Consider the following 18,704-nt stretch of genomic DNA (forward strand, 5'->3'; position numbering starts at 1 on the left):
CTCCAACTGAACATCTTCGCTAGAGACTATCAGGGTGTTCTTCCCTGGTGGTTTTTCTCATTGCGGTGGGATGATGGAATCACCACGAAACATTTTCTGTAGAGGCCGAGCGATATTGGGTCGGGGTAACGCCCATAATATTTTTAAAAACCCGTGTGAATGTACGCACCGAATCGAATCCGGATTCGAGTGAAATATCAGTTACAGAGTGCTCCGTATGTTTAAGCAGGCTAACGGCGCTGCGAATGCGCAACGCATGCAAGTAATCCAAAAAATTGACTCCGGTGAGCTTCTTAAACAAATTGCAAAAGTAGGAGTTGCTGATCCCATACCGTGTTGACATATCCTCAAGCTTGATCGACTTGTTGAAATTCGAATGAATGTACTGCACAACGTCGTACATATGTTCGAGCGTCGGATTGGGTTTGTCGGAATGCATACGCCCCGTATCGGTTTCATCGATCGCCAAACTTAATCTTGGACGTAACGAGGGGGTCATGTTAATGCCGTAGTAATCATTATGCGCACGGAGAAGAAGGATCAACATTTCGATCAGCTTGGTCAAAATTACACTCGTTCTGCCAATCTCCGCATGGTTGTATTCTCTCCAAATCTCGTTCATCATGCTCATCATGCGAACTCTCTGATCCGCCGATAGCGTAACCCATGAAGGAAGGGAATTCCCGAATAGCAATAAACGGTTCAATAGGCAAGCGTGGAGCGAGGTTTTGGACAACAATCCGACATCAAAGATGAGGCAGTATTTGCGGATCAAGCTTCCTGAGATGCATTGATATTTATGAAGTTGATGAGGCGGAATAAAGGTAACGGTGCCAGGAGACAGGGAGTGGCTGTACCCGTTAACCGTTTCCGATCCATTCCCTTCGATCACGAAGGAAAGCTCCGCAAAATCATGGTGATGCAAATAAGAGCTGTCTTGTGAGTAAGTCCATATCCAAAAAGGGAATTTCGTGCTGTCTTCCTGTGTCTCCGGGATCAATTCCTGATAATAGTGAAGCTTGATCACGCCGTATCACCCTCTTGATATAGAACAGATTTCAAACAAGTAGAGTTTTTGAATTTTACAAGCTACGCTGTAGGCGGGGTTATACAGGTTGGCAATTTGGTATTCGGCCGCTTGTCCCAGCAGCAGACTGGTTTCCTGAGCCGTCAGATGATAATCCTGCTGCAGCCATCGGAACATTTCGGAAGTCGCATGTTGAAAGGCCTGGTCCAAAGGGCGAGCGTTTCCAATGCAGAATAAATGGGTGTCCGTTTCCCCGCGAGGCCAATCGATAGCTCGATCCTTATGGATCCTGAAAGATAGGCGCACATCCATGGAGATTTCAATTCCTGTCCCCAGCAACTCACCGTCTCCCTGGACCGCATGGCCGTCGCCGAGATGAAATAACGCCCCTTCCGCGAATACAGGGAAATAACAGACGACTCCTGAAGTAAATCCGCTAAAGTCCATGTTGCCTCCATAGACCCCGGAGGTTGTTGTAGAGATCGCCTGTCCTCTTGGCGGGGCCACCCCCAGGCATCCCAGGAAGGGTTGAACGGGGAGCTTCAAGCGGCCTAGCGCTCCTTCGGACTCCGGCCAGCTGGCCAGCTTGCTTCCCATATCCACCCGCCAACGGACAAGTTCGGCCTCCGGTAATTGAGAAACGGTTTCGGGGTCAACAACGTTGGGGGCCAGCATGTTCATGGACCATCCCCAGCTGCGATTCGGCACGACCGATTCAAGCCGAACCTCCAGCATATCTCCCGGACAAGCTCCTTTGATAAAAATGGGGCCAGTCATGGGGTTTCCTCTCGAGGAAGCGCTTTTACCGGAATTGTTCCATCCCCTTGCATCGAGTGTGGAAGTAAGGATGGATTCTCCCTCGCAGATGAATGCTTGGGGTTCGTGCGTGCCTATTGTGTTAAAGTAGCGTTGGGGATGAAATAAAATTGACATTGTCGACTTCACCTTATGTCTGTTGGGTTTAGCTTCATCTTATCATCCCGTTCTGCAAATCAACGGATAAAATGATCCGGGATCGGGTAAAAAAACATCCGAAACAAGCCTCGGCGCACAAAATAATTGACCGTCAAGACAAAAATTATGGCCCTACGTGGCAAGAGAGCTAATTTATACTAAGGTTGCTTATCCAAGTTGAGAGAGAGGGGTGTTGAAAATCAAAATCGCAAGTGTAACGGTTCTGTTCGATAAGGAAGAAGCCAGGTCAAGATGGGGCAGGGGAGAGAATGTCCTTCAATATGAATTGAATGAAATCATGCGTCACTTTGGAGCGGGCGTTCAGTGGATAGAGCGGCTGGACGAGCAGGCACTCAGCTCTACCGATGTCCTGCTTGCAGCTCTGGAAGCTCAGGATGAGAGGACGACCCGGATCCTGCTCCAGTATATTGAACGCGGAGGCATCGTGATTTCATACGGCGGGTTGTCCGCACTGGCTGATCGGTTCGGGTATCGGGAAATCGCAACGGATGTCGGATATGCCTGTCTGCCACAAGAGATGGCCCGATCAAGCCGTCCGTTGAGGTATTTGCGCGCTAAACCTTGGATTGCCAGAGAGGAAGCGGGTAATGCCGTTCTATCAGGCCACAATCAGTTGAAGGCGATTAGTCCTGACGGCAAGCCAATCGCTGCCGCGCTGCTGCGTCTGGAGCTGGGCCTGGGCTGCGTGGAGCGATGGGCAATCGACATTCCTCAGACGATCGTCCATTTTCAGCAAGGCAGTAAGCCGGTTATCGAGGATGGCATCCCGGCACCGGACGGGTCCGCCAATGTAGATGAGGGAATATTGAAAGCGGATGACGGAGTGGAGATGGATTGGGACTTCGACCGGCTTGTGACCGATGCCGATGCCCCCTATTTTGCCTATCCTTATGCGGACTATTGGAAAGAAGCGCTGTTCGAGCATTTGCTGCAGAAGGTTACAGAACGCGGTTTGACTTTACCCTTCGTCGGATATTGGCCGGAGGGAGTGCGCGGTGTCGCCCTGCTATCCTTCGACAGCGATGACAACATGGATGAGCAGGGCTCCACTACGCTCGATGTGCTCCAGACTCACGGTGTCCGCACTACGTGGTGTATGCTGGAGCCGGGCTACACAAACGAAACCTATAAGCGAGCGACCGTGGAAGGACATGAATTGGCCTATCACTACAACGCGCGGATTCAGGAAGGCTATGTTTGGTCCGAGGATGAGTTTCAACGACAATTGATAGGGTTGCGCTCCAAAGTGCCTAATCCAGCGATCATTTCCAACAAAAATCATTTCACCAGATTTGAAGGTTGGGGAGAGCTGTTTCGCTGGTGCGAAGCGGCAGGGATCGAGTGCGATCAAACGCGGGGTCCGAGTAAAAGAGGCAACGTAGGATTTCTATTCGGCACCTGCCACCCGTATTTCCCGATTGCGCTGGCGGATGAACAAAACCGGATTTACCATGTGCTGGAGGTCGGATTTCTGACCCAGGATCTTAATGTTAATGCGGCTACATCCGACAGAAGTATTATTTCTCCGCTGTTTGAAGAAGTTGCGGCAGTAGAAGGGGTAGCTCATTTTCTATTCCATCAGAGACATATTCATCGATTCGAGCAAGTGCGCGCCGCGTTGGCCGAAGTGGTGTCGGAGGCGAGGAAGCATGGCTACGAATTCTGGACTTCCATGCAAATCAACGCTTGGATCCGAACAAGAGCTTCGATCCGAGTGAAGGCCGTGACTCCCGAGGGAAACATCACCTGCGAGAACAACATCCGTGGAGCCGTCATTTGGACCCCAATCCCCGATTATGAGGGCAGTCAAGCGGTCACAGAGCCGGGGATCGAGAAAAAATTTGGCGTATGGTGCAAGAAAACCGTATTGCCGCAAACACACTAGAAGACTAAGGGGTAGGCTATAATAGAATAGACAACCAGATAACCGAAACGAGGGATGCCTTGGTGAAGCGCTCCAAATGGATGTATACATTGAAAAGCAGAGTAATTGTCATTTTGCTTCTGAATTCTCTTGTTCCCATCCTGTTCATTGGAGGCATCTCTTACATTTCAATTGGAAATCTGTTGAGTCAAAAGCTGCAGTCCAGCATCAGGGACAATTTAAGGCAGGTCAGTTATACGATTGAGAATGAATTGAACAAATTAAATCATGTCTCCATGCAGCTCTCGTTCGAAACCGGGATAGGCCGAGATATCGAACGATATTATTCTTTGCCGATGGACATTTACGAGAAATCGCAACTGGAGCAGTCTATTCAGAACTATATTAATTTAATCACCTATACGAGCCCTAATTTAGGCTTCAAATATTATTATAGTACGCACCCGATCCAGTCGGCTTTCAAGCAGCCGGAAATCAGATCGGATTTTAACCCGGAGCAGCTGCCCAAGCTAACCAGCTTTAGCGGTATAACGTATAACGGTCTCCACCGGAGTATGGATCCTTTGTCCGAATCGCTTGTTTTTTCCGTTGACAGGCGCATCTTTCTTCCGGGAAACAGCAGTATGCATATTTATGTCGAAGCCAGTCCCATCCTGACTTCAACGATCCTGGGCGGCAGCTTGACTTCCATGCATGTGCAATATTTGATGGCGGATGACCGCAACACGATCATATACAGCGAGAATCCTCAGAACTTCCCTGTCGGCGAGGCCTTTGTTTCGGGCTCTCAAGGCTCAACGCCGGATGACGTTCACGGAAAAATTGTATTCGGGAATCGATCGGAGCAAGGATGGACGATGGCGGTTTTGATCCCCAAGTCGGAGTATAACCGGGAAATTAACGATTGGCTGCAACGGTTCTTTCTGGTCGTCTTGATTTCGCTTGGGGTTGCCATGGGACTCGCCTGGATTTTGTGGAGAACGGTCTATCGGCCATTGTCGGGCATCAACAAAGAAATCCGCTTTATTGAGAACAGCAAATTCAACTCTACCTTGCGCTACCCGGGGATCGCCGAATTTGATTTTTTAATTGATCGCTTCCAGCACATGAGACAAAGAATATTCGATTTCATTACGGAAGTCGAGCAGAACGAGAAAAAAAGAACGCAATTGGAGCTGGAGAAGCTGTTGTTCCAGATCAATCCTCATTTTATCCATAATACGCTGGACAGTATTCGATGGATTGCCAGATTGAATGGACAGGATGAAATCGACCGCATGATTTCGACCTTGAACAAGCTGCTCTATTACAATATGGGCAAGAGTGGAGTAGCTACAATCGGACAAGAATTAAACGCTCTCCGGGACTACGTGGAGCTGCAGCAAATGAGGTATGATTTCCTGTTCAACGTGCAAATTAGTGAAGTGGAAGTCCATCTGCGGGAGTTTGTGATCCCGCGCTTTATTTTGCAGCCGCTGGTGGAGAATGCCCTCTATCATGGACTGAAAATAAATGGGCAAATTTCAGTAAAGGTTGACTTGGAGAGTGGGAAGTCCATTCGGATTGAAGTCCGGGATAACGGTGTGGGGATGACTGCCGAACAGATTGAAGGCATTCAATCTGAAGAAAGCGACCAGAAAAAAAGGGGGATCGGCATCGGCATTTACTATGTTTCTCGAATGCTGAGCGTCCAATACAAGGGACAGGCCCAATTGCAAATCCAAAGCGAACCGGGCAAAGGAACATCAATGGTCGTGTACATTCCATTTACGGAGGCAACCTGACATGTTGAAAGTGTTGATCGTGGATGATGACAAGCTAGTCCGAAAAGGGCTAATTGCAACGATGCCATGGGCGGATTGCAACATGTCGATTGCCGGGGAGGCCAGCAATGGGATGGATGCGCTGGAGTTTCTGCAAGAGCATGAGGTCGATCTGCTGATTACAGACATCACGATGCCGGGGATATCGGGCATTGACCTCATGCGCGAGGTTCGCAGCCGATATCCTAACATTTGGTTAGTGGTGCTGACATTCCATCAGGAATTTGAATGCATTCAGGATGCCTTGCGGGCCGGCGCCATTGATTATATCGCGAAGGTGCAGCTGGAGAAGGAGCAGTCGGCGGAAGTGCTCGCTCGGATAGAAGCGCGAATCCGCCATGAGACCGATCAACTGGGCCAGAAGCATAATTCCCTTCAAATGAGTGAAAGAGAAAATGACGCTTTTTACTCGATTGACTTCGACAGCAAGCGGCGGCCTGATTTGGCGCACACGCTAATCGAACTTCCCGGGATTCGCGAAAAATGGTCGTCGCTTTTATGGGTGTTGAACGAGGATGTATACCAGGATTTGCTGGTCAGAACGAAGCAGCTGTATCTTCCCATTCCTAAGCTGGAAAGCTTGTTCTACGCGGCAATGACCGACTGGATGCGAATCGTTCCGGAGCACAAATGGGTTTCTCCCGACACCTTCGTATCGTTTCCGCATTGGGAAAACTGGGCTCAATGGCTAGATGAGATCCGCCTTCAGTTATATGGGATTTTGAAAAAAAACCACTCTGATGAGCTGTCGGATTGCATTTTGCGGGCCGTTTCGTTTATTAACGCCAATCTAAGCGAAGAGCTTCGATTGGTTGACGCAGCGAAAGTAGCGGCCATGAGCCGAAGCTATTTCAGCCAATGCTTCAAGGACGTCACAGGAAAATCGTTTCACGAATATGTGCGGGATGCGAGAATCGCTCACGCTCTAATCTTGTTGAAGCAGACGGAAAATCCAGTGTATTGGGTTGCCGAGCAGTGCGGGTATCCGAACGAAAAGTATTTCAGTCGGGTGTTTCGCGGACAAGTGGGGGTATTGCCAAGCGAGTATCGCCATGAGATGAGAAAAAACGTACGAAACAGGGTCTAATTTCGTACAATTTTCACGGACCCTTTCCTCCATTGTGAGGCTAATATTTACCCCAATTCAGGACAATTGCTGAACTCTTTCAAAGAGTTTTTTTTTTACAATGAAACCAAGGATGCAAGTCCTTACAAATCATTCTAGAAGGGAGTTGAAAGCCCCGGATGATCATTGACTGCCATTTGCATGTGAAAAACGGAGACTACTACCGTACGGAAAATTCCGGTGAAGAGATTGTTCAAGCACTGGACAAAGGGGGGATCGACAAGGGAGTCGTTTTTGCAATTTGTACTTCAACACGGGAATCGACGGACATGGTCTACAAGGAAGTGCAGAAGTATCCGGATCGCTTGATCGGGTTTGCCTATGCTCGCCCCAGCTACGATCGAATAGTAGCCGATGACATCCGCTATGCTCTTGCTCAGCGCAATATGAAAGGGATCAAAATTCATCGCGGCGAGACGCTGCTCCATCCCGATGTAATCGGGCCTGTATTGGAGGTAGCGATCGAATACGACGTTCCATGCCTGATTGATTCAGGGGACGACTTTCCGGCCATTAGCGGCATTGTGGAGAGGTATCCCATGTTAAAGCTAATTCTGCCTCATCTGGGTTCGCCGTCCGGGAAAGTATTCGAGATCGACAAGTACATCGAATTGGCTCGAAATCATGAGAATGTGTATCTGGATACGGCCTATGTCCCCACATATTGGAAAATCAAAGACGCCATTGAAAGACTGGGCCCGCAAAAGGTGCTGTATGGCTCCGATGGGATCCTTGTCGACCCGCGAACAGAGCTGATGAAGATTGAAGTGCTGAATTTCTCTCCCGAGACGAAGGAGTACTTGTATTACAAAAACATCGCTCGCCTACTCAAGCTGTAAATGTTAATGAGGTGACGGCTTCGTGAAGACCCCGGTAATTACGTACGAGAATTTGATAACAGGCTTACGTAAGTTGGAGCTCCCGCCCAATCCGATTTTACTCACTCACCTCTCTCTGAAATCACTGGGTTATGTGGAGGGAGGCGCGTTAACCGTGATTCGCGCTTTGCTTCATATTTGCGGTAACGAAGGCACGCTGGTTATGCCCACCTTAACCTTCGGAATCGTGAATGAGCATGCGCCGGTTTTTGACGTGAAGCATACGCCGACTAACACGGGACATATTCCAGAAGTTTTTCGCAAGCTCCCGGATTCCAAACGCAGCCGGCATATCTTTTCTTCGGTTGCCGCAATAGGCAAGCAAGCGGAGTCAATCGTTTCCTGGCATGAGGATACACCCTGCGGGAACGGTACCCCGTATCACAAGATTGTGGAAATGGGAGGCTACTCCCTATTTATCGGAGCTGGTTTCGGCAGTAACTCTTTGTTTCACGTCGCGGAAGAATTTGTCCATCCTCCCTATCTGACTTACAAAACGATAGAGAACGCCACTGTCGTGGATCAGGACGGGAGAATAACAAACGGTTCTTATCGTCGTTACAACTGTTCTCAGACTGGTGTTGTTCGTCATTTGGCTCAGATGGAAGCGGTATATCGTGATGCAGGAATCGTTACAGAGACTCGTCTTGGCGAGGCTTCCGTCAAATTAGTGGGCGCTTCTGATAATTTCAAAATAAGCTGCGAGCTATTGAAGCGTGATCCGGACTTTATTTTGAATAAGGGGGAAACGATCAAATGAAAAAAACGAAAGCGGTTTCAATCATGCTGACCGGCATATTGGCCATGGGGACTCTGCTGGCTGCTTGCAGCAAGGAGGAGGGGGGACAAGCGGTTGAATCCTCTCCGACTGCCAAGACCAATCAACCAAGGACCAAGTTAAAGCTGTTTATGGCCGATTCGGGTCTGCCGCATCCGTCTGGGGTAGACCCGAGCAATAACTCTTTCATCAATATCATCGAGGATTATGCGAATGTCGACCTTTCCTTGGAAGTTCCCAGCGCTCAAGATTTTAAGACAAAAGTGGATTTGCTGCTGGCGTCCGGCAATTTGCCCGATATTCTGCACACGACATACGCCGTGGATGCTGAGGCGAGGGCCAGGGAAGGGGCATTTATCGATCTTAAGAAGTACTACGATAAGTCCCCGATGGTTCAAAAGTACATTACACCGGAAATGATGGAATTTGCCAGGGATCCGCTCGCGCCGGCAGGAACGGGATACTGGCGAATCCCGATGTCGAATGCCAAATTCATGAACGGTTCAGGCGTCGTCGCACGGTACGATCTGATCGAGAAGTACAACGGCGGCAAATACCCGGAAACCGTAGACGAGTGGATCGACCTGCTGCGAAAAATCAAAAAAGCCCAACCGGATACCCCGGTGTTCTCAAACCGCGTCATCAACGATAAGTTGCTCAATTACGGAGGGCTTCCCATCTATTATTGGTATGGAGCCTTGCCCTACGAGTACAGGGTCCAGAGTGGAAAAGTGGTATCGAACTTCACATTGCCTGAATTTAAAGCGGCTACCGAGAAGATGAAAATGCTTTATAGCGAAGGCATTTTCGATATCGAATTCGCTGTTGTCGACGCTAAGAAATGGATCGAAAAGTACGTTTACAACGATGTGCTTTTCTCCGTCGACTCGCCTTCGGCCGTAATTCAGGAATACATCTTTGAAAGTCAATTTTATAAAGAAACGCCAAGCTTGAAGTCGCGTGTCTTGGACATGGCACCCAGTCTTACGAAGTATCCCGCCGAATTAAAAGATGTTAAATATACATGGGGGAAAATGCTAAATCCGATTCGGGGAGGACATTCTCTTCTTATCTCCAGCAAAACCAAAGACCCGGATCTGGCTTGGAAGGTTATTGAAGGTTTCGCTGCGCAGAATTTGCATGAGGCGATTTACTGGGGGAAAGAAGGCGAGACCTTCTCCACTCAAAACGGAAAGCGTGTACCGATTGTGGACAAGATTAACGATCCGAGCCGAGCCTGGGCACTTCATCTTGGGGTCATTATGGGCTTTGAGGAAGGGATTGAGATCAAGAAAACGATCGTGGAACAAAATATAGGCAAAGTATACGGGCAAGTGTCCACCAACCTGGATAAGGTGGCTGGCGAAGCCAAAAAAGGCGGATACCCGCTAACAGCCTTCTATGTTCCGTCCGACGCGGCCAAGAATAAGGCGGTCGAATCGCGCGAGTTTATTTCCAAGACTACGGCCGAAGCCATCATGGGGAAGATCACGATGCAGCAATTCGATGAACGGGTTAAAGAATTTGTGAGCAAATATGGCTTTATGTACGACGAAATGACCAAATATATAAATGACAATAAAGATGCGTTGAGAAAGAAAGGCGTTGTAGAAGTGGATTGGTAGTCAACCAAAGACCGGATGTCCGACAAGGGATGTCAGTTGGACCTCCGGTCTGATCCGGACGCGCTTCCTGTGCGTTCATTAACGGTTAAGGAAGTGAGCCTATGAATCAACCGCTTATCGAAAAGGCTGTGAGCATTCGCCGGAAAAGAATCTACAAGAAAACTTTATTTTCCTTGTATTTGTTGCTTGCACCCGCATTGATTTTGTTGTTTGTGTTTCACTACATTCCCATGTATGGCATTATCATTGCGTTCCAGAACTACTCGCCCTATAAAGGCTTCATTCATAGCGATTGGGTGGGGGTGAAATACTTTGCCTACTTTTTATCAGACCCCACGTTTTGGAAAGTGCTCGGAAATACAGTGATCCTGAGTGTCTATGATCTGGTGTTCGGTTTTACGGCCCCCATTTTTTTTGCCTTGCTCGCCAATGAACTGGTCAACAAGTCGTTTAAACGGATTACGCAAACGATATCCTATTTGCCGCACTTCTTATCATGGGTTGTGGTATCAGGATTGTTTTATCAAATTTTATCCCCTACAACGGGAATGGTAAACGAAGCTTTGGGTTGGATTGGTATAAAGCCTCTATTCTTTATGACAGAAGTGGAGTGGTTTCGGTCCATTTTAGTATTTTCTGAAATATGGAAGAACGTCGGATGGTCCGCCATTTTATACTTTGCGGTGATTGCGGGGATCGATACCAGTCTATACGAAGCTGCAATGATGGATGGAGCAGGACGTCTGCGTCAAATTTTTCATATCACCCTTCCTGCTATGGTGCCGATGATTGTACTATTACTGCTCTTGAAAGTTTCTACCATCTTTTCAATCGGATTTGAACGCGTGTTTACGATGCAAAATTCACTTGTTCTGGACGTATCCGACGTAATTAGCACATACGTCTACCGTCTAGGGCTGGAGCGGGCGCAATACAGCCTGACGACCGCCATCAGCTTTGTGCAAAGTACACTTAGTTTTGTTTTGTTGATTACGGCCAATAAAGTATCCAAAAAGTTTGTTGGTCTGGGGCTTTACTGATTGGGGGGACTTAGGTGAAATACAAGACCAAAGCCGGAAAAGTTTTTGAGATCATGAATTACTTGTTTTTTGTCCTGTTCTCGCTGTCCATTCTCATCCCGTTTGTAAACGCCATTGCCATCTCGTTGAGCAGTTATTCGGCTTTGGCCAAAGGAAGTGTAGGTTTGTGGCCAAAGGGCTTTACTTGGGAGTCTTATTATACGTTGGCCTACAGCAAACAGTTTTTGCGAACATTCCTGAATACGGTCTTCCTGACTGCCGTAAATACATCGCTGGTCATCGTTATTTCTTTAGCTGCAGGCTATGCGCTGTCCCATAAACATTTGCTGGGAAAAAAGTTCTTGTTTCCGTATTTGATCATCACGATGTACTTCAGCGGAGGATTGATTCCATCTTATATCTTAATTAACGGGATGGGGTTATCCAATACGTATTGGGCCCTTATTTTGCCGAATGTCATAAATGTGTTTTATATCATTGTTTTCCGTAATTCAATCAGTCAATTACCCCAGGAATTAATCGAATCGGCTGAAATAGACGGGGCCAGCGAGTGGCGCATTTTATATAAAATCATACTGCCGCTTGTCCTCCCTATGGCTATGGCGTTTGTAATATTCAGCGCCGTAGCTTACTGGAATGAATGGTTCGGCGTCTTGATCTACATTCGGGAAAGGAGCATGTGGACGTTGCAATTTCAACTCCGGGATATTCTCATTAATTCCATGTTATTTGATTCCGAGATGCAAAATTCTGCCGCAACGAGCGGACCCAGGGTTCACCCGGACAATCTGAAGATGGCGGCATTATTGCTGACCATCTTACCCATTATTGTCGTGTATCCCTTTGTCCAAAAATATTTTGTTCACGGGCAATTGGTCGGAGCCGTAAAAGGATAAATTTACACCTCAACCCAAACCATTTTTGCAAAAGGAAAGGAACTCGAACAATGACATTGGCCATATTGGGAGGACCTAAAACCAAATCGACGCCTTTCGGAAAAGGTCAGCGGTTTGATTTAGCGGAAGCCAACGAGCTAATAGAAGCGCTCCAGCAAAATACCTTATTCTATCACTACGGTAAAAAGGTGAAACAGTTCCTGAACGATTTCAACGAGCTTTATAATGTCAAATACAGTGTGGCTACCACTTCGGGAACCGCCTCCATCCATGTCGCCCTTGGCGCGGCCGGAGTCAGCGTTGGCGATGAGGTGATCACCAGCCCGATCACAGATCAGGGAACCTTGATCGGGATATTGTACCAGAATGCGATTCCGGTTTTTGCCGATTTGGACCCCCATACGTACAACATGGACCCTGGCTCAATCGAGTCCTGCATCACCCCGCGCACCAAAGCCATTCTAGTCGTTCATCTCGCGGGCAACCCGGCTGATATGGATGAGATCATGAAGATTGCCAGAACGCACAACCTGAAGGTCATTGAGGATTGCGCACAAAGCTATTTGACCCAATATAAGGGTCGTTACGCAGGCACGATAGGCGATTACGGTTGCTTCAGCACCAATGATTTCAAACATATCTCGACAGGCGACGGTGGAATCGTAACGGTTAACTCCGCGGACGAGCAGGATTACTTGACGACCCACGCCTTTGCGGATAAAAACTTCAAAAGATTTGGCGATACGGTGCAGAAGGATCTGCATTATTTGGCTCCCAATTATCGGATGAGCGAGCTGCAAGGCGCTGTGGGCGTTGCGCAGCTGAAGAAACTTCCCTGGATATGCGGACAGCGTCATAAATATGGCGATCGGATTACCGAAGGGATCAGCGGGCTGGATGGCGTGCTGCCGCATAAAGTCGCGGACGGAAACGAAAGCACGTATTGGTTTTATATGATGCGGATTGACGAGACTCGGTTAACTTGTACCCGCCAACAGTTCAGTGAGGCATTGGCAGCGGAAGGAGTCCCGAATTCGGCCGGCTATATTCCCGAGGTCATCTACATGCAACCTATCTTTCAGAAGCGCCAAGCCTATTTGGGCAGTCATTTTCCTTTTGATCTTACCGGAATTACCTACGAACGAGGTCGATGTCCGAATGCGGAAGAAATTTTGAAGACCGCCATCCGGATTAGCGTGAATGAATTTTATTCCGAGCAGGATATCGAGGAAATGATCGAGGCGATCAGAAAGGTCGCCCTCTACTACAAGAAAGCGTAAACGATTTCGAACGGGAGGAGAGTACCTTGTTCCGCAACCAACTTAAAGCTAAATGTTATAACGCGGCAAGTTCAACGGCGTTTGGCGTCTTTATCGGATTTCCTTCGACGCAGCTGGTAGAGATGGCCGCCTATACGGGCTTCGACGCCGTAGTCATTGATAATGAGCATGGCATGCTGTCTGCCGAGAACGTGGAGCATATGGTGATGGCCGCCGAACTGACGGGCATCACTCCGCTCGTGAGAGTCGTTTCGAGCGATCCGGCGGAGCTGCTTAAGGCCATGGATCGGGGAGCGCATGGCGTTCATGTCCCTCAGGTCGAAACGGCAAGTGAAGCGATCCGGATTGTGGAGGCGGTCAAATATCCGCCCGTCGGAAGAAGAGGCGCTGCTTTTTCGATGAGAGCCGCCCGCTTCGGAACCGTTCCCTTGTCTGATTATTTGGAGCGTGCCAACGAGGAGTCCTTCATTTGCATCCACATCGAGACCGGGAAGGCCTTGGATAATTTGCAGGAGATTCTGGAGGTTCAGGGAGTCGATGCCGTCTATATAGGGCCAACCGATCTTTCAGTCTCACTTGGCTGCAAGGGGGATGTCGATCACCCCGAAGTACGGAAGGCGATGGAGCAAATTCGGCATGCAGCCGTTGCAGCCGGAAGAAAGCTCGGTATTCATTCAAGGCATGCAGCTGGCGCTGTTCTCAGACAGGCGTGGGGAGCGGATTATGTGGGAGTGACGGTCACCTCGCTGGTAACGGACGCTTTTTCCGAATATATACGAGCTGTAAAGACGAAGCCGGAACAAACGAAGGAGGCGGATGAACAATGAGCATGGAGTACGAGACAATTGCCAAACGATTGGAAACCATATCGGCCATCCCCGTTACCCCCTTTCATCCGGTAACCAAAAGAATCGATTGGGCCGCATTGGAGCAAAACATACATTTTCTACTCGAACAGGGGCTTCAAGTCATCGTGCCGTGCGGGAACACGAGTGAGTTTTATTCGCTGACTTTGGAAGAAGCAAAAGCCGAGATTGCCAAAGTAGTCGAGATTGTGAACGGTCGGGCCCTTGTAGTCGCAGGCGTCGGGTACTCGACGGAAACGGCTATTCTGCTGGGAGAATATGCTCAAGCGGCCGGCGCCGATGCGGTCATGATTCATCAGCCTATCCATCCCTACGCCACAAGTCGCGGAGTTTACACCTACTTTAAAACCGTTATCGAATCCCTTGCTATTCCATCCGTCTTGTATTTCAAAGATCCGCATATTAGCGATGACATCCTGCTGCAGCTGGCTTTGCTCCCAAAGCTTGTCGGCATTAAATACGCGGTTAACGATCTGCCTCGTTTTGCCCAGCTATGTCGTAACATGCCGAAACACTCTTCCGTAAAGTTAATCTGTGGGACAGCCGAAAAATGGGCCCCTTTCTTTCTGACCGCCGGCGCTTCAGGGTTTACTTCGGGTCTGGTGAACGTACACCCCACATTATCCTTCGAGTTGCTGCAGGCGTTCCGCTCCGGGAATATGGCTGCTATGTGGGCGATATGGGAGAAAACGGTCCCTTTCGAGAACTTGAGGGCGAAGTACAATAACGGGAACAACGTGGTTGTGGTGAAAGAGGCGATGAACCAAATCGGCCATTATGCCGGCGCGACTCGGGAGCCGGTCGATCCGTTGGACGAACGCGATCGTGCCGAAGTGAGAGCTATTCTTGAGGGATGGGGACTACCTACAGCAAGGAGCGGAGACAATGAGCGGCCAAGATCGCATTGAACAGAGAATGTCCGAGTTGGGGATTCGCTTGCCTGATGTTCGCCAGCCGGTCGGCATTTACGTACCCGCTGTAACAAGCGGATCGCTGGTGTTCACATCGGGCACGGGATGTCGAATCGCTGCGGATCGTTTTTTGTATTTGGGTAGAGTGGGCAGCGACCTAACGATCCAACAGGCGCAGGATGCTGCCAGAACGGCCGCCATTAATGTGTTGGCGATATTGAAAGAGCATCTTGGCCAATTGGATCGGATTGAGAGAATTGTGAGACTGACCGGTTTTGTGAACAGCGCGCATGATTTTCACGAGCAGCCCGTAGTGGTGAACGGAGCCTCCCGACTGTTGGAGGAAGTGTTTCAAGAGAAAGGACGTCACGCCAGATCGGCGATCGGCACTAGCAACCTGCCCTTTAATATGCCGGTTGAAATTGAATTAATCGTGGAGATCGGAACATGATGACGTTCAGCGACTTTTCCATAACCCGTCTTTCGCCCGGCTTCAAGGGGGCCTTGAGGCTGCCGCTGTTCGCTTCATTAGGCCGCGAGCTGGAGATGCCTGTAATGGCCGTTAAAGGATATGCGGAGGGACCGACGCTGCTCGTCACGGCCGGCATTCATGGCGATGAGTTTGAAGGAATGGCAGCCATACGCAGTGTTTTCCAGCAGCTTGCCCCAGAGAAGGTGTTCGGCTCATTTATAGGGCTTCCTGTTTGCAACGTGCTTGCCTATGAGCATCAAACCAGAGAGTCGCCCCCTTATGCGGACGGATTAAACTTGGCCCGGGTGTTTCCGGGAAAGAGTACGGGAAGCTACACGGAGCGTCTCGCTTATTCGTTATTCGAGTTCGTTACCCGCAATCTGAATCCGGAAACGGATGTTTTGTTGGATTTTCACAGCGGAGGGACGAAATACGAGTTTGTCCCCTTGATTGCTTTGCATCGGAATGCCCCCAAACGAGCGGAAGCCGAACATTTGATCCGCCGATTCGGAATCGACCGGCTGTGGGAGATCCCGGTGAATCCGGGAACTTTAAACGGGGCCGTATCGGAATATGGGATTACGACGATTGCTACGGAAACGACAGGACGGGGAGCAGCGCGCGAAGAGGATATTCGACAATATGTTACTGGCATTCACGCTGTCATGCATGTCCTGGGCATGATGGAATCGACGGATCCGGCTGTAAACGGCAAGGCCATTCGAACAACCGTCAGACAGTACTTCCATACCTCAGGTTTTTTTCAATCCCATGTTGCAATAGGGGATGAGGTGCACAGCGGGCAGGAGCTGGGGTACGTAGTCAATGAGGAAGGAGAGCGTCTCGAATCCGTAATAGCGGAAGAAAGCGGGGCAATCTGGGCTGTACGAGCATTTTGTTCCGTGTACATGGGAGATCTTGCTTTTCTCATCGGAACGCTCCCCCGAGACCTCGAGAGAGCCTCGGACTTCCGGGAAGGCGGAATATGAAAAAGTGGCTGGTTTGCGGAGCGTGCGGGACACAGTATCGATTGAATGCTCCATCTGGTCTCTGCCTGCGCTGTCAGGAATCGGGCAGGCTTCAAGGGCTGGAAGTGAGTTACGATTATGCGGCGTTAAGCCCGTCTCGAAAAAAAGCTTTTGTTCAAAGAGGCCGTTCCATTTGGGACTTCAGTGATCTGCTTCCATTCGATGAGGGCGTCGTTCCAGTAACTTTAGGCGAAGGGATGACGCCATTAACCCCTATGCTCGCAGCTTCCAGAATGGGCTTCCGGCATATTTACACCAAGAATGAATCGGTTAACCCTACATGGTCTCACAAAGACCGATTCAACAGTGTGGCGATCACCAAGGTTCGCGAGCTTGGCCATAGCCGGGTAGTGGGGACATCTACGGGCAATCAGGGCATATCGACGGCAGCTTACGCGGCGCGAGCCGATCTGAGGAGTACGATCCTGTTCCCGGCGGAGACGCCCAAATTGATGGTGGATTTGGCTTCGCAATACGGCGCGCTTTCGATCGTAACCCAGTGGCATGCAAGGGACAGCATGGTTCAGCGGTTAATGGAGCTCGGGTGGTTCCCGGTCGTGTCCTTGAAAAATCGCGAATTGACCAGTCCGTATGGTATCGAAGGGTATAAAACCATCGCTTATGAAATCCTTGCAGATCTGGGCGCGGCTCCCGACAAAGTGCTCGTTCCCGTTGCTGGCGGCAATGCCTTGTACGGGATCTACAAGGGATTCAGAGAGCTGCAGGAAATGAAGCTGATCGAGCGCATCCCGCAAATGATTGCTTGTCAGGCTTCAGGGGCCAATGTTGTGGAGAAAGCGTTCAAGCAAGGCCTCGAGCGAATCGGCACTCAACCCGGCGCCTACTCGATAGCTACCTCTACGCGGGAAGAGACGGCGGGCGACCATGTGCTTGCAGCGATCTATCGATCCGGAGGCGACACGGTCACGGTTTCCGACGGGGAGATCCAGGATTGCATGCGGACACTGGCAAAGGAAGGATTGTGCGCGGAGGCGGCATCCGCCTTGCCAACAGCTGCCTTGTTTAAGTTAATCGGCGAGAAGAAATTTAAGGAAACCGATACGGCAGTTTGTCTGCTAACTTCCGGCGGCTGCAAATCCCCCGATATTCTTAGCGATTTGCGTCCTCCGGCCGTGAGGATTGAAGCCTCGCTATCGGCTCTTCAGCAGGTTCTCGAACGAATGGGTCTTTGAAATTCCGGACGATCAGGAGGAAACGCCCTTGAGCACGAAACCATACGAGTATGTAAAACTGACTTGGGAAGAAATCAATGAAGCGGTTGAGGCCGGGAAGGTATGCATCATTCCGGCGGCGACCATTGAGGATCATGGTCTTCATTTGCCTGTCGACACGGATGTAGTCATCGCGGAAACCATTTGTAGAGCCGCGGCTGAATTAATCCCTGATGAAGTCGTACTGCTGCCGTGTATTAACATCGGTTATAGCCCGCACCATATCGACGGACCGGGCGTCCTGACTATACGATGGGATACCTTTATCAATTACGTGAGGGACATCACCTCCTCCCTGGCGTATCATGGATTCAGAAGAATTCTCATCGTGAACGGACATGGCAGCAATCGTCCCGTCCTCCAGATGGCTTCGCGCTTGACGGTCGTGGATAACCCGGACACCTTATGCGCGTCCTTGTCATGGTGGGAATTGAAGCAGGTACAGACTGCGGTAAAACAATTTCAGGAATCCGAGTGGACCGGCCATGCGTGCGAGCTGGAAACCTCCATCTATCTGGCTGTGGACGACAGTAAAGTACAAATGGACCGGGCGGTGAAAGACATAAATCCGTATATGAGCGCGCATTTTTGGTCCGACCTCGCGGGAAATCCGCCAGAGGGGTATGCGAATCAGGTGCAGCTAAATGAATATTGGAGTACCGTTTCCGGTACAGGAACGTGGGGAGACCCGACTGTCGCCACGAAGGAGAAAGGGAACATTCTGATCCAGGCGGCCGCGGCCGAGATCGCCGATATCGTATGCGAGCTCAAAGCGCGCCCTATCCGCAAGAGGGTTCCTCATCAAACGGCAGAAGCGCAGAAGCGCAATCGGGAGCTCGGGTTTCAGAAAGGTTGATTGGCA

General features: G+C 49.7%; 17 protein-coding genes. 15 read left to right on the forward strand and 2 right to left on the reverse strand.

Translation table 11 applies throughout. The features are described from left to right. Nucleotides 1–79: 79 nt before the first annotated feature. Both PKO02S_RS16215 and PKO02S_RS16220 read right to left on the reverse strand, forming a co-directional pair. Nucleotides 80–1,027 (reverse strand): AraC family transcriptional regulator, encoded by a 948-nt coding sequence (locus PKO02S_RS16215; protein ID WP_127584680.1) that lies wholly within the window; start codon nt 1,025–1,027, stop codon nt 80–82. Between the two features lie 6 nt (nt 1,028–1,033). Then, nucleotides 1,034–1,960, reverse strand: coding sequence for an acetamidase/formamidase family protein (locus PKO02S_RS16220; RefSeq protein ID WP_127584682.1), 927 nt, complete (start codon nt 1,958–1,960; stop codon nt 1,034–1,036). Between the two features lie 214 nt (nt 1,961–2,174). On the opposite strand from PKO02S_RS16220, the gene PKO02S_RS16225 reads away from it, so the two are divergent. The 15 genes from PKO02S_RS16225 to PKO02S_RS16295 all read left to right on the forward strand — a co-directional run bounded on the left by PKO02S_RS16225 (nt 2,175) and on the right by PKO02S_RS16295 (nt 18,698). Continuing rightward, nucleotides 2,175–3,887 carry a polysaccharide deacetylase family protein gene (locus PKO02S_RS16225; protein ID WP_127584684.1) on the forward strand — a complete coding sequence of 571 codons (1,713 nt, stop codon included), beginning with the start codon at nt 2,175–2,177 and terminating at the stop codon, nt 3,885–3,887. A gap of 89 nt (nt 3,888–3,976) precedes the next feature. Beyond that, nucleotides 3,977–5,671: a sensor histidine kinase gene (locus PKO02S_RS16230; RefSeq protein ID WP_164821489.1), complete on the forward strand. Its 1,695-nt coding sequence runs from the start codon at nt 3,977–3,979 to the stop codon at nt 5,669–5,671. A gap of 1 nt (nt 5,672) precedes the next feature. After that, nucleotides 5,673–6,797, forward strand: a complete 1,125-nt coding sequence (locus tag PKO02S_RS16235) for a response regulator transcription factor (RefSeq protein WP_127584689.1) — start codon at nt 5,673–5,675, stop codon at nt 6,795–6,797. Between the two features lie 158 nt (nt 6,798–6,955). Further along, nucleotides 6,956–7,675, forward strand: a complete 720-nt coding sequence (locus PKO02S_RS16240; RefSeq protein ID WP_127584691.1) for an amidohydrolase family protein — start codon at nt 6,956–6,958, stop codon at nt 7,673–7,675. Between the two features lie 22 nt (nt 7,676–7,697). Continuing rightward, nucleotides 7,698–8,474 carry an AAC(3) family N-acetyltransferase gene (locus PKO02S_RS16245; protein ID WP_127584693.1) on the forward strand — a complete coding sequence of 259 codons (777 nt, stop codon included), beginning with the start codon at nt 7,698–7,700 and terminating at the stop codon, nt 8,472–8,474. Beyond that, a complete protein-coding gene (locus tag PKO02S_RS16250; RefSeq protein WP_127584695.1) occupies nt 8,471–10,117 on the forward strand; it encodes an extracellular solute-binding protein in 1,647 nt (548 codons plus the stop codon). The genes PKO02S_RS16245 and PKO02S_RS16250 overlap by 4 nt, the downstream gene beginning before the upstream one ends. Nucleotides 10,118–10,218: 101 nt before the next feature. After that, on the forward strand, nt 10,219–11,157 hold the full coding sequence (locus PKO02S_RS16255; protein ID WP_246067068.1) for an ABC transporter permease: 939 nt from the start codon (nt 10,219–10,221) through the stop codon (nt 11,155–11,157). A 14-nt stretch (nt 11,158–11,171) separates the two neighbouring features. Continuing rightward, entirely contained in the window at nt 11,172–12,053 is an 882-nt protein-coding gene (locus PKO02S_RS16260; RefSeq protein ID WP_246067070.1) for a carbohydrate ABC transporter permease, read from the forward strand. Between the two features lie 50 nt (nt 12,054–12,103). Further along, on the forward strand, nt 12,104–13,333 hold the full coding sequence (locus PKO02S_RS16265; RefSeq protein ID WP_127584697.1) for a DegT/DnrJ/EryC1/StrS family aminotransferase: 1,230 nt from the start codon (nt 12,104–12,106) through the stop codon (nt 13,331–13,333). 26 nt (nt 13,334–13,359) lie between these two features. Then, nucleotides 13,360–14,160, forward strand: a complete 801-nt coding sequence (locus tag PKO02S_RS16270) for an HpcH/HpaI aldolase family protein (protein WP_127584699.1) — start codon at nt 13,360–13,362, stop codon at nt 14,158–14,160. After that, nucleotides 14,157–15,107 (forward strand): dihydrodipicolinate synthase family protein, encoded by a 951-nt coding sequence (locus PKO02S_RS16275; RefSeq protein ID WP_307720024.1) that lies wholly within the window; start codon nt 14,157–14,159, stop codon nt 15,105–15,107. The genes PKO02S_RS16270 and PKO02S_RS16275 overlap by 4 nt, the downstream gene beginning before the upstream one ends. Then, on the forward strand, nt 15,085–15,561 hold the full coding sequence (locus tag PKO02S_RS16280; protein ID WP_127584701.1) for a RidA family protein: 477 nt from the start codon (nt 15,085–15,087) through the stop codon (nt 15,559–15,561). The genes PKO02S_RS16275 and PKO02S_RS16280 overlap by 23 nt, the downstream gene beginning before the upstream one ends. After that, complete coding sequence (locus tag PKO02S_RS16285) at nt 15,558–16,571, forward strand: succinylglutamate desuccinylase/aspartoacylase family protein (RefSeq protein ID WP_127584703.1); 1,014 nt, start codon at nt 15,558–15,560, stop codon at nt 16,569–16,571. The genes PKO02S_RS16280 and PKO02S_RS16285 overlap by 4 nt, the downstream gene beginning before the upstream one ends. After that, complete coding sequence (locus PKO02S_RS16290) at nt 16,568–17,803, forward strand: threonine synthase (RefSeq protein WP_127584705.1); 1,236 nt, start codon at nt 16,568–16,570, stop codon at nt 17,801–17,803. The genes PKO02S_RS16285 and PKO02S_RS16290 overlap by 4 nt, the downstream gene beginning before the upstream one ends. A 28-nt stretch (nt 17,804–17,831) precedes the next feature. Continuing rightward, entirely contained in the window at nt 17,832–18,698 is an 867-nt protein-coding gene (locus tag PKO02S_RS16295; RefSeq protein ID WP_164821490.1) for a creatininase family protein, read from the forward strand. Nucleotides 18,699–18,704: the final 6 nt, after the last annotated feature.

The organism is Paenibacillus koleovorans NBRC 103111 (assembly GCF_004000845.1).
GTDB lineage: Bacteria > Bacillota > Bacilli > Paenibacillales > NBRC-103111 > Paenibacillus_AA > Paenibacillus_AA koleovorans.

Bases quoted from the DNA above. Each gene is read 5' to 3' on its own strand.
- PKO02S_RS16220 (WP_127584682.1), bottom strand. From the start codon at position 1,960: ATGTCAATTTTATTTCATCCCCAACGCTACTTTAACACAATAGGCACG.
- PKO02S_RS16235 (WP_127584689.1), top strand. From the start codon at position 5,673: ATGTTGAAAGTGTTGATCGTGGATGATGACAAGCTAGTCCGAAAAGGG.
- PKO02S_RS16240 (WP_127584691.1), top strand. From the start codon at position 6,956: ATGATCATTGACTGCCATTTGCATGTGAAAAACGGAGACTACTACCGT.
- PKO02S_RS16250 (WP_127584695.1), top strand. From the start codon at position 8,471: ATGAAAAAAACGAAAGCGGTTTCAATCATGCTGACCGGCATATTGGCC.
- PKO02S_RS16255 (WP_246067068.1), top strand. From the start codon at position 10,219: ATGAATCAACCGCTTATCGAAAAGGCTGTGAGCATTCGCCGGAAAAGA.
- PKO02S_RS16265 (WP_127584697.1), top strand. From the start codon at position 12,104: ATGACATTGGCCATATTGGGAGGACCTAAAACCAAATCGACGCCTTTC.
- PKO02S_RS16275 (WP_307720024.1), top strand. From the start codon at position 14,157: ATGAGCATGGAGTACGAGACAATTGCCAAACGATTGGAAACCATATCG.
- PKO02S_RS16280 (WP_127584701.1), top strand. From the start codon at position 15,085: ATGAGCGGCCAAGATCGCATTGAACAGAGAATGTCCGAGTTGGGGATT.
- PKO02S_RS16285 (WP_127584703.1), top strand. From the start codon at position 15,558: ATGATGACGTTCAGCGACTTTTCCATAACCCGTCTTTCGCCCGGCTTC.
- PKO02S_RS16290 (WP_127584705.1), top strand. From the start codon at position 16,568: ATGAAAAAGTGGCTGGTTTGCGGAGCGTGCGGGACACAGTATCGATTG.